Annotated in this window: 14 protein-coding genes and 1 pseudogene; 11 read left to right on the top strand and 4 right to left on the bottom strand. The window is 64.9% G+C overall.

Annotation, left to right across the window (positions count from 1 at the left end; genetic code table 11):
* Positions 1–92: 92 nt before the first annotated feature.
* Genes AAFX91_RS01720 through AAFX91_RS01710 form a run of 3 tightly spaced genes read right to left on the bottom strand, consistent with a single transcriptional unit; the run spans position 93 to position 2,661 of the window.
* Positions 93–794, bottom strand: coding sequence for a DUF1045 domain-containing protein (locus AAFX91_RS01720; protein ID WP_130580476.1), 702 nt, complete (start codon positions 792–794; stop codon positions 93–95).
* A 20-nt stretch (positions 795–814) separates the two neighbouring features.
* A complete protein-coding gene (locus AAFX91_RS01715) occupies positions 815–2,008 on the bottom strand; it encodes an alpha-D-ribose 1-methylphosphonate 5-triphosphate diphosphatase (protein ID WP_282529238.1) in 1,194 nt (397 codons plus the stop codon).
* On the bottom strand, positions 2,005–2,661 hold the full coding sequence (locus tag AAFX91_RS01710; RefSeq protein ID WP_130580474.1) for a DapH/DapD/GlmU-related protein: 657 nt from the start codon (positions 2,659–2,661) through the stop codon (positions 2,005–2,007). The genes AAFX91_RS01715 and AAFX91_RS01710 overlap by 4 nt, the downstream gene beginning before the upstream one ends.
* Before the next feature lie 178 nt (positions 2,662–2,839).
* Between AAFX91_RS01710 and phnC the strand changes: the two genes are divergently transcribed.
* The 4 genes from phnC to phnE (AAFX91_RS01690) all read left to right on the top strand — a co-directional run bounded on the left by phnC (position 2,840) and on the right by phnE (AAFX91_RS01690) (position 6,502).
* Positions 2,840–3,655, top strand: a complete 816-nt coding sequence (gene phnC, locus AAFX91_RS01705; RefSeq protein WP_130580473.1) for a phosphonate ABC transporter ATP-binding protein — start codon at positions 2,840–2,842, stop codon at positions 3,653–3,655.
* A gap of 106 nt (positions 3,656–3,761) precedes the next feature.
* Positions 3,762–4,697, top strand: a complete 936-nt coding sequence (phnD, locus tag AAFX91_RS01700; RefSeq protein ID WP_394565366.1) for a phosphonate ABC transporter substrate-binding protein — start codon at positions 3,762–3,764, stop codon at positions 4,695–4,697.
* 75 nt (positions 4,698–4,772) lie between these two features.
* Positions 4,773–5,657 carry a phosphonate ABC transporter, permease protein PhnE gene (phnE, locus tag AAFX91_RS01695; RefSeq protein WP_394565365.1) on the top strand — a complete coding sequence of 295 codons (885 nt, stop codon included), beginning with the start codon at positions 4,773–4,775 and terminating at the stop codon, positions 5,655–5,657.
* On the top strand, positions 5,654–6,502 hold the full coding sequence (gene phnE, locus AAFX91_RS01690; protein WP_394565364.1) for a phosphonate ABC transporter, permease protein PhnE: 849 nt from the start codon (positions 5,654–5,656) through the stop codon (positions 6,500–6,502). The genes phnE (AAFX91_RS01695) and phnE (AAFX91_RS01690) overlap by 4 nt, the downstream gene beginning before the upstream one ends.
* 103 nt (positions 6,503–6,605) lie before the next feature.
* Here the strand turns inward: phnE (AAFX91_RS01690) and phnF are convergent, their stop codons facing one another.
* On the bottom strand, positions 6,606–7,337 hold the full coding sequence (phnF, locus tag AAFX91_RS01685; protein ID WP_282529242.1) for a phosphonate metabolism transcriptional regulator PhnF: 732 nt from the start codon (positions 7,335–7,337) through the stop codon (positions 6,606–6,608).
* 113 nt (positions 7,338–7,450) lie between these two features.
* On the opposite strand from phnF, the gene phnG reads away from it, so the two are divergent.
* The 7 genes and pseudogenes from phnG to AAFX91_RS01650 all read left to right on the top strand — a co-directional run.
* Complete coding sequence (phnG, locus tag AAFX91_RS01680; protein ID WP_130579926.1) at positions 7,451–7,912, top strand: phosphonate C-P lyase system protein PhnG; 462 nt, start codon at positions 7,451–7,453, stop codon at positions 7,910–7,912.
* A 4-nt stretch (positions 7,913–7,916) separates the two neighbouring features.
* A complete protein-coding gene (gene phnH / locus AAFX91_RS01675) occupies positions 7,917–8,522 on the top strand; it encodes a phosphonate C-P lyase system protein PhnH (RefSeq protein ID WP_394565363.1) in 606 nt (201 codons plus the stop codon).
* A 2-nt stretch (positions 8,523–8,524) separates the two neighbouring features.
* The gene (locus tag AAFX91_RS01670; protein WP_394565362.1) at positions 8,525–9,628 is read left to right on the top strand and encodes a carbon-phosphorus lyase complex subunit PhnI; all 1,104 of its coding nucleotides are present in this window, start codon (positions 8,525–8,527) and stop codon (positions 9,626–9,628) included.
* Positions 9,625–10,509 carry an alpha-D-ribose 1-methylphosphonate 5-phosphate C-P-lyase PhnJ gene (locus tag AAFX91_RS01665; RefSeq protein WP_394565361.1) on the top strand — a complete coding sequence of 295 codons (885 nt, stop codon included), beginning with the start codon at positions 9,625–9,627 and terminating at the stop codon, positions 10,507–10,509. Before AAFX91_RS01670 ends, AAFX91_RS01665 begins: the two co-directional genes overlap by 4 nt.
* Complete coding sequence (phnK, locus tag AAFX91_RS01660) at positions 10,502–11,302, top strand: phosphonate C-P lyase system protein PhnK (protein ID WP_130579912.1); 801 nt, start codon at positions 10,502–10,504, stop codon at positions 11,300–11,302. The genes AAFX91_RS01665 and phnK overlap by 8 nt, the downstream gene beginning before the upstream one ends.
* Positions 11,303–11,310: 8 nt before the next feature.
* Positions 11,311–12,009: a phosphonate C-P lyase system protein PhnL gene (phnL, locus tag AAFX91_RS01655; RefSeq protein ID WP_394565360.1), complete on the top strand. Its 699-nt coding sequence runs from the start codon at positions 11,311–11,313 to the stop codon at positions 12,007–12,009.
* Positions 12,010–12,040: 31 nt separating this feature from the next.
* Positions 12,041–12,964 (top strand): annotated as a pseudogene (locus AAFX91_RS01650) (alpha-D-ribose 1-methylphosphonate 5-triphosphate diphosphatase); the annotation flags it as partial.
* Positions 12,965–13,057 lie beyond the last annotated feature (93 nt).

Below are 13,057 nucleotides of genomic sequence, written 5' to 3'. Positions count from 1 at the left end.
AGCCCGGGTGAAGCGCAGCGCAACCCGGGACCGCTGGTAGACGCTGAGGCAGAGACCCCGGGTTACGCGTTCCGCCCCACCCGGGCTACGGGTCAAGCCCGGGACGACGGCGTAAGCGGCCAATGTGCGATGATGCGGAAGCGCGATGCGGCATCGTCCTGGCGAAACAACGCGAGCCGGTCGATCGCGAGCGTTGCGAGCCGCACAGAGGCAAAGCGCTCTCGCAGCATCGGTACCACGACTTCACGGCGCTCGGCTTCCAACCGTCCGGTGAGCGTCATGTGGAAGCGGAATTCTTCCATCACGTAAGGGTAGCCCCAGCGGTCGAGATATTCGACCTGCCGCGGCGTCAATCGCTCGGGATTTCGCCTTGCGCGATCCTGAGGCGTCAGCGGCGCGCGGAATGAGTCGAAGTCGCGCGTCACGTCGGCCGCGAGCTGCTGCAACTCCGCCGACGGCTTTGCCGGGATCATCGCGATGAAGCCGCTGATCGAATCGATGATGGATTCGATCACGGGAATTGGCCGCGGCGTATCGGCGAAAGCCTCGCATGCGCCAATCAAATCGGCTTCGGTCTTTCCTTCCGCCAGCGCAATCGGCGCTTTCAGCGTGGCATGAAAGCCGTATTTGCGAGGGTCCTGCGTGACCTCGCGCCAGTCCGGCGGCAAGCCCTCGGGAAAAGGCAGGTCGCTGCCATGATAGGCATCGTAGCCGAGCATCTTGGCGCCGAAACGATCGAGCGCACTGGCTGGTGCCGGCGCATAGTAGAGGGCGTAACGCGGAAAGTTGGCCATCGTCGTAAGACCTGGGAGCGTCAAGCGGCAGCAACCGCTTTGCGCGGTGCTGTTGAATAGGTGAGCCGGCTGGCGTCGGCCAGATGCACGAGACGTCCCGCTGATATCACCGCGACAATGCGAGGCCGCAGCGGAACCTTGTCGTCGACGATGATCATGTCGGCGCGGCGACCTTCGGCGAGCACGCCGCGGTCGTCGAGCCCGGCGGCGCGCGCCGGCGCTGCCGAGATCAGGTCCCACGCCTTTTCCAGCGGCAGAATGCCATCCGCGGCAAGGCGGAAGGCCGCCAGCAATTGCGCCGGATAGTAATAGTCCGAGGCCAGTACCGAGCAGAGACCCTTGGCGATCATGTCGGACGCTTTGGTCCAGCCGGTATGGCTGCCGCCGCGCACGACATTCGGCGCGCCGTACACGATGTGATCGCCGGCGGCCGCCGCCTCGCGCGCGGTCTCTTCGTTGACAGGGAATTCGGCGATGCCGACGCCCTGGTCGCGAAAGCCTTTGCGCATCTCGGGGCTGTTGTCGTCATGCGAGAGCATGCGGACATTGGCCGAACGCGCCGCGCCCGCGAGGCGGGAGACTGAGGCCGGCACCTCGTGCGCGCGCGACACCACGCGTGTGACCAACTGGTCGAAGTCCTCGGCCGAAAGTCCGGTGCGCTCCACCATCCGGTTGCGCTTCCGCGGCCTTGCCAGGTCCCCGATCGTCCCATCCATGTGGTCGTTGAACGCGAACAGGTCGACGCGGCCCTCCGCGAGCCAGCCGATGATCTCTGCTTCGGCGTCGAGATTGTAGGTCTCGTGGCGCAGATGGAAGCGCGTGTCGGCTGCAAGGTGCGGGCGCATCTGCTCGATCGCCTCCAGCAGTCTGCGCGCATTGTCGGCGCTGCGCAGACCCGGCTCCCACGACCAGGTCGTGGCGTGGAACACCGTCGTGATTCCGTTTGAGATCGCCTGCCGGTCGCTGTCGGCGAGCGCCACGTCGATCGGGAAATCGACGCCGGCGCGCGGCATCATCTGCCGCTCGAAAGCGTCGCCATGCAGGTCGACGATGCCGGGCAGCACCAAGAGATCACGCGCGTCGATGCCGAGCGCATCGCGACCGTCTCCATCTCCGCCGAGGGCTGCGATGTCCAGGCCCGCGGTCCGCAGCCGCGTTTCGACAAGTTCGCCGTCAACGAGCGCCTTGCCGCGTTCGATAATAATGTCGGTCACGAGATGGCACTCCGGCGGGCTGTTGGCGTGTTCAACGCTTCATACTTTGCGAGGAAGTCCTCGACAACCAGCTTGCGGAAATCCGGCAGCGCTTGGCGCAACATTTCGTGATCCCAGTCCCACCAGGCGAGCGCCGCAAGGCGGCTGGTGATGTCGTCGGGAAAGCGCTTGTGGAGCGGCCGCGCCGGATTGCCGGCGACGATGGTATAGGCGGGAACATCCTTGGTCACGATCGCGCCAGCCGCGACCACCGCGCCGGTTCCGATCGAGCGTCCGGGCAGGATGATCGCGCCATGTCCGATCCAGACGTCATGGCCGATATGCACGCGGTGCTCTCGGCGCCATTCGAAGAATTCGGCCTCGTCATGTTCGCCCGGGAAGTATGCGCTGGCGCGATAGGTGAAATGCGCCTGCGACGCACGATGCATCGGATGATTGCCGGGATTGATCCGTGTCATCGCCGCGATCGAGCAGAATTTACCAATCGTGGTGTAAGTGAGCTGCGCGTCGTTCACGACATACGAATAGTCGCTCATCGTGACTCCGAGCAGGATGGTTCGCGCTCCGACCTCGGTATAGGCGCCAAGCTGGCTGTCCCGCACCGATGCGGTGGGATCAATGGTCGGTACAACGGAAAGCATCTTGCCGGCCATCTTCGCCTCTCGAACGGTTGCGGGGAGGGCACGTCTTCGATGCGCTTCATAACATTAGCGTGACAGATGGGTGACATTGCCGACGGTGTGGAGGATCGCCGCACTGCAGCGCGTTTGTCACACAACTGTAATTCAGCGGCGTTAGCCGTTACGCGACGTGACGGGTTCGGAGCACTGCATGCTGGTGGTGGAAGGTTTGACGTGCCGTTTCGGCACAAAAGCCGCGGTGGACAATGCTTCGTTCTCGGTTCAGCCCGGTAGTTTCGTCGGCGTGATCGGCCGCTCGGGCGCTGGCAAGTCGACATTGTTGCGGATGGTCAACCGTCTCGCCGATCCGACCGAAGGCCGCATCCTGTTCGAAGGTGTCGACGTCACCGCACTGCGCGGCAAGGCGCTGCGGCAGTGGCGCGCGCGTTCGGCGATGATCTTTCAGCAGTTCAATCTGGTCGGCCGGCTCGACGTGCTGACCAATGTGCTGATGGGCCGCCTTGCCGAAATCCCGGCCTGGCGCTCGCTGACCCAGCTTTGGCCCGAGCAAGACAGGGCGCTCGCGATGTCGGCGCTCGAGCAGTTCGACATCGCGCAGTTCGCCGCTCAGCGCGCCGACCAGCTCTCCGGCGGCCAGCAACAGCGCGTCGCGATCGCCCGCGCGCTGGTGCAGGAGCCCGATATCATCCTCGCAGACGAGCCGATCGCCTCGCTCGATCCGCGCAATACCAAGATCGTGATGGACGCGCTGCTGCGCATCAACAAGCATTTCGGCATCACCGTGCTCTGCAACCTGCATTCGCTCGATCTGGCGCGCAGCTATTGCGACCGCCTGATCGGCATGGCGGCAGGCCGCGTGGTGTTCGATGGTCAGCCGTCGATGCTGACCGATCACGTCGCCCGCGAGCTCTACGATCTCGAGGCCAATGATGTCATCGGCGGGGCGCCAATGCCTGCGCCCGATGCCGCAACAGCTCCGGCGCTCGGCACCGCAGCCGCGGCCTGAACGTCGCAACCTTGATCCAGGGAAAGCCGCTGCAGGTGCAGTCGGCCTCTAGAGCATGATCCGAAAAGATCATGTTCCAAGCGCTACCATAACAGCAGGGGTAAACATGATCACTCGTCGCATCGTTCTCGCCGGCGCTGCCGCGCTCGCGCTCACCGCGTCCGCGTCGGCGCAAGACTGGAAGGCCAAATATCCGGAGCTGACCTTCGCGGTCGTGCCGGCTGAAAACGCGTCCGGCGTCACCGAGCGCTGGACGCCGTTCGTCAACTATCTCTCCAAGGAACTCGGCGTGAAGGTCACGCTGCGCATCGCCAACGATTATGCTGCGGTGATCGAGGGCCAGCGCTCCGGCAACATCCAGATCGCCAGCTACGGTTCGGCCTCCTTTGCCCGCGCGCGGCTGACCGGCGTCAAGACCGACGCCTTCGCAAACGACATCAATGCCGACGGCTCGACCGGCTACTACTCGGTGTTCTTCGTCAAGGCGACCAGCCCGTACAAGACCGTCGAGGACGTGAAGGGCAAGAACCTCGGCCTCGTCGATCCGAACTCAACCTCGGGCAACAACGTGCCGCGCTTCGAGCTGAACAAGAAGGGCATTCCGGACGCCGAAGCCTATTTCAGCAAGGTCGTCTTCACCGGCAGCCACGAGAACGCGGTCCTCGCGCTTTCGCAAGGCACCGTCGACGTCGCCGCCAACCAGTGGACCAGCGACGACGACTCCACGCTCGCCCAGATGCTGCACAAGGGCATGCTGAAGAATGCCGACGGCTCGCCGATGAAGAAGGAAGATTTCCGCATCATCAACAAGTCGGCCGAGATCATCAACGGACCCTATGCCTATAACACCGATCTTCCCGACGATCTGAAGGCCGCGATCGCAAAGGCCTTCTTCGAGGCGCCGGCCAAGGACAAGGTGATGTTCGACAAGCTCTCGGACGGCCAGAAGAAGGGCTTCCACCCCGCGACCACCAAGGATTGGGACGGCACGATCGAGCTGATCAAGTTCGTCGACACCCTGCGCAAGAAGAAGGCGTCCTGATCGGTTGACACGAACTACGCAGGCCGGGTCGATTGCGACCCGGCCTGTTTCCATTGAGGGCAAGCAGCAGATCCGATGACCACCGCCGTATCCATCCTTCCCGCTCAGCAGCTCGCGGCGCTGAACGAGGCCTATCGCAAGGCGGTCGCGCGCAAGCGGCTGAAGATGATGCTGGCGGCGGCGGTGTTTATCGCGGCGCTCGTCGTCGCTGGCATCGGCGCCGAAGTGAACCTGCGCACGCTTTTCACCTATTTCGGCAACTTCGTCTCCTATTTCGACCGCATCCTCACGCTCGATAACGGCCAGCGGGTCTGGACCGATTTCGGCGAATGGTTCTGGGGCTGGAAGCAATGGCTGAAGCTGCTCGCCGAGACCATTTTGATCAGCTATGTCGGCACGCTGACCGGCGCCGTCTTTGCGTTCGCGCTGAACTTCTTCGCCGCGCAGAATACCTCGCCCGGGCCGTGGCTGCGCTTCGTCGTCCGCCGCCTGCTCGAATTCGCCCGCACCGTGCCCGGCATCGTGTTCGCGTTGGTGTTCGTGATCGCGTTCGGCCTCGGGCCGATGGCGGGCGTGCTGGCGATCGCCGTGCACTCGACCGGCGCGCTCGGCAAATTGTTCTCCGAGATCGTCGAGAATGCCGACATGAAGCCGGTGGAAGGCATCCGCTCGACCGGCGCGAGCTGGCTCTCCTGCATGCGCTTTGCGGTGCTGCCTCAGGTTTCAGCGGGCTATGCCAGCTATGCGCTGTTGCGCTTCGAGATCAATGTGCGCCAGGCGTCGGTGATGGGCTTTGTCGGCGCCGGCGGCATCGGGCAGGAGCTCGTGGTCGCGATCCGCAAATTCTACTATTCCGACGTCAGCGCCATCCTGGTCACCATCATCGTCACCGTGTTCGTGATCGACATCACCACCGGCTGGCTGCGCGCAAAACTGTTCGGCAAGGAGGCGCGGGCATGAGCCAATTGCCGAAGCCGGATTCGCTGGCGCTGCGGACGAAATATCCAGATGTTTTCGAGCGCCCGGCCTCGGCGCGCCTCGCCACGCCCTTGATGCTGCTGGCGGCGTTCGCGGTCTTCGTCTTCGGACTGTTCGATCTCGACTTCTCGCCGACCAAGCTGGTGAGCGGCCTGCGCGAGCTCAGCTGGATCACGTTGATGATGATCCCGCCCGATCCCGGCTCATCGCCGCCGACCTATCTCTCCGCGCTCGGCGAGACGCTGTCGATCGCGCTGCTCGGCACCACGATCGCCGCGTTCCTGGCGCTGCCGGTCAGCCTGCTCGCCGCGCGCAACATCGTGCCGTCAGCCATCTTCCGTTTTCCGGTGCGGCGCTTCCTGGATTCGATCCGCGGCGTCGACCAGCTCATCTGGGCCTTGGTGTGGATTAATGTCGTCGGCCTCGGCCCGTTTGCCGGCGTGCTCGCCATCGCGGTGTCGGACTTCGGCGCCTTCGGCAAATTGTTCTCTGAGGCCATTGAGGAGGCCGACAAGAAGCAGGTCGAGGGTATCAGAGCTTCCGGCGGCAGCGCGCTGCACGAGATCCGCTTCGGCCTGATCCCGCAGGTGCTGCCCGTGATCGCGGGGCAGGTGCTCTATTACATCGAGTCGAACACGCGTTCGGCCACCATCATCGGCATCGTCGGCGCCGGCGGCATCGGGCTGCAGCTCGCCGAGCAGATCCGCGTCCTGGAATGGCAGAAGGTCTCGTTCCTGATCTTGATGATCCTGGTCGCGGTCGCCGTGATCGACTGGATATCGACAAAACTCCGCTTCGCCATCATCGGCCAGCGCGCGGTGGCGTGAGCCTAACCGCGGTTCCGTAGGGTGGGCAAAGCGAAGCGTGCCCACCATCAAGCACTCCGCTCGGAATGGTGGGCACGCTTCGCTTTGCCCACCCTACAAAATCTCACCCGTTCTCCACCAAAAACTCCACGCGCTCGGCGGCGAAGCGCGAGCGCTTTGTCACCAGCGGCTTGTCGTCCGGATCGACGTCGGTCGAGTCGACCACCAGGATCGGGCGGCCGAGCGCGAGGTCGAGCCGCGCCGCGTCGGTGGCGTCGACGATGCCGGCGGTGATCCGCGTCGAGGCGCGGCGATAGTCGCGGATGCCAAAATGTTCGAGCAGCTTCGTCATCGAGCGGACGCTGGCGAACACCTCTCCCGCGCCCGGAAAGCGCTCGGCTGAAAGCCAGGAGGTGGAGATGCAGATCGGTGCGCGGTCGGCGAACCGCAGCGACTCGATCCGGACTAATGGCGCGCCGACCTTCAGTCCGAGTTCCCGCGCCAGGTCCCGGCTCGCCACGTCTTCCGACGCATCGATCAATTGCCCGCGCGGCTCACGGCCGCCGGCGCCGACGATCTCCGAGAACCGCGTGCGCGAGCGCAGCGGATAGGCGATTTTCTGCACCTCGACATAAGTGCCGCTGCCGCGCTCGGCGCGCACCAATCCGCGCTCGGCGAGCGCCGCCAGGGCGCGCCGCACCGTGTGCCGGTTCACGCGGTAGGTCTCCGCGATCTCCATTTCGCCCGGCAGCTTCTCGCCGGCGGCAAAGCGGCCTTCGGCGATGCCGCGCTCGATGCCGTCGGCGACCAGTCGCCACAGCGCGACGCCCGATGAGGTGGTGTCCTGCAGGCTCATATCGGAAACCCAGTCCTGTCGAAAATCATGGCTCTGTCATGAAACAGTCATGGCGTTTGCTTATCAAGTTGTCTATTATCATAGACAACTTCAGTCAGGCAAGGTTCCGCGACATGACGAAAACCGAGCAAGACAGCAGGCGGGCGCAGCGCAGAGCGGGAATGGCGGTGCTCGCACAGTCGGACGCCGCCGAAATTTCGGCCCGGCTCAGAGCGATGGCGCTGCCCGATCACAAAACTTTGCGCGAGCCGGAGAACGGCCTCGTGATGGTGCGCGGTCGGATCGGCGGCGACGGCGCTCACTTCAATCTCGGCGAGGCGACCGTCTCGCGCTCGGCGGTGCTGCTTTCGACCGGCCAGGTCGGCTTCGGCTACACGCTCGGGCGCGACCACGAGAAGGCGCGGCTGATCGCGTTGTGCGACGCCATGGCGCAATCGGACGACTTTGCCGACGCGGTCGAACAGGAAGTGATCGCGCCGCTGCGCACGGCCATGATCGCGAAACGAAGCCGGGCGGACGCGGAGACGGCGGCGACGCGGGTTGATTTCTACACCATGGTGCGCGGCGAGGGCTAAGGACATGACGACGGTTGCCGAACTGCCGCCGGGCTTCTCCGACAAGGTGTTGTCGGCGCAGGCGACGTTCCGTTCCGTAATGAACGCGATGGCGCGTCCGGGAACGGTGCAGCGAATCGCGGCATCGGCCGGCGCGCCTTCCGGCGTGATGCACGGCACGGCCGCGATCGCGCTGATGCTGTTCGATCATGACACGCCGATTTGGCTCGATGGCGCGATGTCGACCCCCGACATCGCCAAATGGCTCAAGTTCCACACCGGCGCGCCCATCACCGGCGATCCCGCGATTGCGGGCTTTGCGCTGATCGGCGATCCCAAAAATCTTTCCGCGCTTGATTGTTTCGCGCTCGGCAGCAGCGAATACCCTGATAGCTCGACCACGCTGATCCTGCAGATTGGCAGCCTGTCGCACGGCGTGGCCTACGAACTGCGCGGCCCCGGCATCGACGGCTCGACTGTGCTGACCGCGAGCATTGAGCCGCGCGATCTGTTCGATCGGCTCGCCGTCAACGCCACGCTGTTCCCGCGCGGCATCGACGTCGTGCTGGTCGCGGGCGAAGAGATTGTCGCGATCCCGCGCACCACGCGGCTCGCTCATGGGAAGGACTGACGATGTACGTTGCGGTCAAGGGCGGCGAACGCGCCATAGAGAACGCCCATCGCCTGCTCGCGCATGAACGGCGCGGCGACGGGGAGGTGCCGGAGCTCACGCTTGCGCAGATCTCCGAACAGCTTGCGCTCGGCGTCGATCGCGTCATGGCGGAAGGCTCGCTCTATGACCGCGAGCTCGCCGCGCTCGCGATCAAGCAGGCGCGCGGCGACATGATCGAGGCGATCTTCCTGGTTCGCGCCTTCCGCGCCACGCTGCCGCGCTTCGGCGCCACCGAGCCGGTCGATACCGGCAACATGCAGATCCGCCGCCGCATCTCCGCGACGTTCAAGGACATTCCCGGCGGCCAGATCCTCGGGCCCACCTTCGACTACACCCACCGCCTTCTCGACCCGCAGCTTGCCGAGGGTTTTGTGCCGGAGGCGCCTGCGACCGGCGAAACTTCGTCCACTGAGACACCGCGCGTCACCGACATCCTCGCCCATGACGGTCTGATCGAACCGTCACCGCAAGCAGAGGCGGACGCGCCGGTCGGCGACCTCACGCGCGAGCCGCTCAGCTTCCCGGCCGACCGCGATCTACGGCTGCAGAATCTCGCCCGCGCCGACGAAGGTTTCCTGCTCGCGCTCGGCTATTCCACCCAGCGCGGCTATGGCCGCAACCATCCCTTCGCCGGCGAGATACGGTTCGGCGAGGTCGATGTCGAATTCTTCGCCGAAGACGCAGGCTTCGCCGTTCCGCTCGGGAGAATCGAACTCACCGAGTGCCAGATGGTCAACCAGTTCAAGGGCTCGGCGACGGAAGCGCCGTGCTTCACCCGCGGTTATGGGCTCGCCTTCGGCCAGAGCGAGCGCAAGACCATGTCGATGGCGCTGGTCGATCGCTCGCTTCGCGCGCGCGAACTTGGCGAGGAGGTCAGTGCGCCGGCGCAGGACGAGGAATTCGTGATGTCGCATTCCGACAATGTGCAGGCGACCGGCTTCGTCGAGCATCTCAAGTTGCCGCATTATGTCGACTTCCAGTCCGAGCTCGGTCTGCTGCGCCGGCTGCGCAAGGAATTCACTGAGGCCAATACATCGGAGCCGCTGCAGGAGGCCGCCGATTGAACGCGCCATCCTATAATTTCGCCTATCTCGACGAGCAGACCAAGCGGATGATCCGCCGCGCGATCCTGAAGGCGATCGCGATTCCCGGCTACCAGGTGCCGTTCGCAAGCCGCGAGATGCCGATGCCCTATGGCTGGGGCACCGGCGGCGTGCAGGTCACCGCTGCGATCCTCGGCCCCGATGACGTCTTGAAGGTGATCGACCAGGGCTCGGACGACACCACCAACGCGATCTCGATCCGCAAATTCTTCGGCAAGACCGCAAGCGTTGCGACCACGACGTCGACGACGGACGCAACCGTGATCCAGACCCGCCATCGCATTCCCGAGGCGCCGCTGCGTGAAGGGCAGGTGCTGGTCTATCAGGTGCCGATCCCCGAACCGCTGCGCTTCCTCGAACCGCGCGAGACCGAGACGCGGCGCATGCATGCGCTCGCTGAATACGGCTTGATGCATGTCAAGCTCTACGAGGACATCGCGCGCTTCGGCCATATCGCCACGGCCTACGCCTATCCGGTGAAGGTGAACGCGCGCTACGTGATGGACCCGTCGCCGACGCCGAAATTCGACAATCCGAAGATGGACAATTGCGCGGCGTTGCAATTGTTCGGCGCCGGCCGCGAGAAGCGCATCTACGCGATCCCGCCCTACACCACCGTAGTCTCGCTCGATTTCGAGGACCATCCGTTCAAGCCGTATCGCTTCGATGCGCCTTGCGCGCTCTGCGCCGCGGAGAACTCCTACCTCGACGAGATCGTCACCGACGACAAGGGCGGGCGGATGTTCGTCTGCTCCGACACCGACTATTGCGAGCAGCGCCAGGCCGAAGGCCATCGCGGCCACCAGAGCGCAGCGCCGCACAAGGAGAGGGCGCATGTCTGAGCCGGTGACCATGCCCGACGATGACGAGCCGCTGCTGATCGCGGACGGCCTGTCAAAGAATTACGGCCGGCTCGCCGCCTGCCGCGACGTGTCGTTCTCGCTCCATCCCGGCGAGGTGCTGGCGATCGTCGGCGAATCCGGCTCGGGCAAGTCGACCTTGCTGCAACTATTGTCGGCGCAGCTCGCGCCGAGCGCGGGCCGCGTGTCCTATCGCATGCGCGACGGCGTGCTGCGTGATCTGGCTTCGCTCGGCGAAGCCGAGCGGCGCTTTTTGTTCCGCACCGATTGGGGCTATGTGCATCAGGACCCCGCGCAGGGGCTGCGCATGGCGGTCTCCGCCGGCGCCAATGTCGGCGAGCGGCTGATGGCGATCGGCTGGAATCACTATGGCCGCATCCGCGATACCGCAACGACGTGGCTCGAACGCGTCGAGATCGACATCGGTCGCATCGACGATGCGCCGAAAACCTATTCCGGCGGCATGCGGCAGCGCCTGCAGATCGCGCGCAACCTCGTCACTGCGCCGCGCCTGGTGTTCATGGACGAGCCGACCGGCGGGCTCGACGTCTCCGTGCAGGCCCGCCTGCTCGATCTGATGCGCAACCTCGTCAGCGAGCTCAACCTCGCCGCCATCGTCGTCACGCATGACCTCGCGGTGGCGCGCCTATTGTCGCACCGGGTGATGGTGATGAAAGGCGGCCGCGTCATCGAGACCGGCCTGACCGACCAGGTGCTCGACGACCCGCGCGAGCCCTATACCCAACTGCTCGTTTCCTCGATCCTGCCGCCATGAGGGCGCCGATGACTGCGATGATTGAAATCTCCAACGCGGCAAAGACCTTCACCATGCATCTGCAGGGTGGGGCCGAACTGCCTGTCGTGAGCAACGTCTCGTTCCATGTCGAGCCGGGCGAATGCGTGGTGCTGTCCGGGCCATCGGGCGCCGGCAAGTCGTCGATCCTGAAGATGATCTTCGGCAACTACCGTTGCGACACCGGGCGGATCGACATCCGCCACCAGGGCAAGGTGATCGATCTCGCCAGCGCCGAGCCGCGGCAGGTCCTGAGCGTGCGCCGCGCCAGCGTCGGCTATGTCAGCCAGTTCCTGCGTGCGGTGCCGCGGGTGGCGACCATCGACGTCGTCGCCGAGCCGCTGGTCGCCAACGGCACGCCGCGCGCGGAAGCGCGCGACAAGGCCAAGGCACTGCTGCGCCGGCTCAACATCCCCGAGAGGCTCTGGGCGCTGCCGCCCTCGACCTTCTCCGGCGGCGAGCAGCAGCGCGTCAACATCGCCCGCGGCTTCGTGTCCGATCTGCCGATCCTGCTCCTGGACGAGCCGACGGCCTCGCTCGATGCGGCCAATCGCGCCGTGGTGGTGGAACTGATCGGAGAGAAGAAACGCCGCGGCGTCGCGATGGTCGCGATCGTGCATGACGATGAGATCCGTCATCTGATTGCAGACCGAATCGTGGATGTCACGTCATTCGCTGCAGCGGCGTGAGAGGGCAGCGGCATGAGAGGGAAGGGGTGAGATGACTGCAAGAGAGACCATCATCGGCAATGCCCGCCTCGTGCTGGCCGACCGCGTCATCGAGCGCGGCTGGGTCGCCTTGGCCTCCGGCCGCATTGCCGAATTCGGTGAGGGGAGCGCGCCCGATGGCAGTGAGGATGCCGGCGGCGATCTCATCATGCCCGGCATGATCGAGCTGCACACCGATCATCTCGAAGCCCATTACGTGCCGCGCCCGAAAGTGTTTTGGGACCCGGTCGCCTCCGTCATCTCCTATGACGCGCAGCTCGCGACCTCGGGCATCACCACGGTCCTCGACTCGCTCCGGGTCTGGCGCGAGGATGGTGCCGAGGAGGTCGACGGCCGCGCCGGCATTCTGGCGGCGGCGATCTCGGCGGCCCGCGAGGGCAATCTGCTTCGTGCCGATCACTTCCTGCACCTGCGCTGCGAAATTCCGATGCCCGATGTGGTGGCCGAGGCGAAGGAGCTGATCGATCGGCCCGACGTACGCCTGATGTCGCTGATGGATCACACCCCCGGCCAGCGCCAGTTCCGCGACGAGGTGAAGCTGCGCGACTACTATCGCGGCAAGGGTGGCGGCATGACCGACGCCCAGCTCGACGAGCTCTTCGCCCGGCGCTTCGCCAACCAGAAAGCCTATGCCGCCACCAACATGCGCGCCATCGTCGCGCTCGCGCATGAATACAATATCCCGCTGGCGAGCCACGACGACACCACGGAAGAGAACGTGGTCGACGCCGTGCGCGACCGCGTCTCGGTCGCAGAATTCCCGACCACGATGGAGGCCGCGCGCGGCCTGCATGCGGCCGGCATCGACATCCTGATGGGCGCGCCCAACGTGGTGCGCGGCGGCTCGCATTCCGGCAACATCGCCGCTGTCGATCTCGCCCGCGAGGGCCTGCTCGACATTCTGTCGTCCGACTACTGGTTCATCACAGTGATTTGACGTTTTGATACCGAGCCATTCGAGGATCGGCAAGTTTTCGGGTGGCAGGAGAATCTCGATGCTTCGGGGAAC

Origin of the sequence: Bradyrhizobium sp. 31Argb (assembly GCF_043638955.1) — a bacterium.
In the GTDB taxonomy this organism is placed as follows: Bacteria; Pseudomonadota; Alphaproteobacteria; order Rhizobiales; family Xanthobacteraceae; genus Bradyrhizobium.
This window is presented reverse-complemented; position numbering and strand designations above follow the sequence as displayed.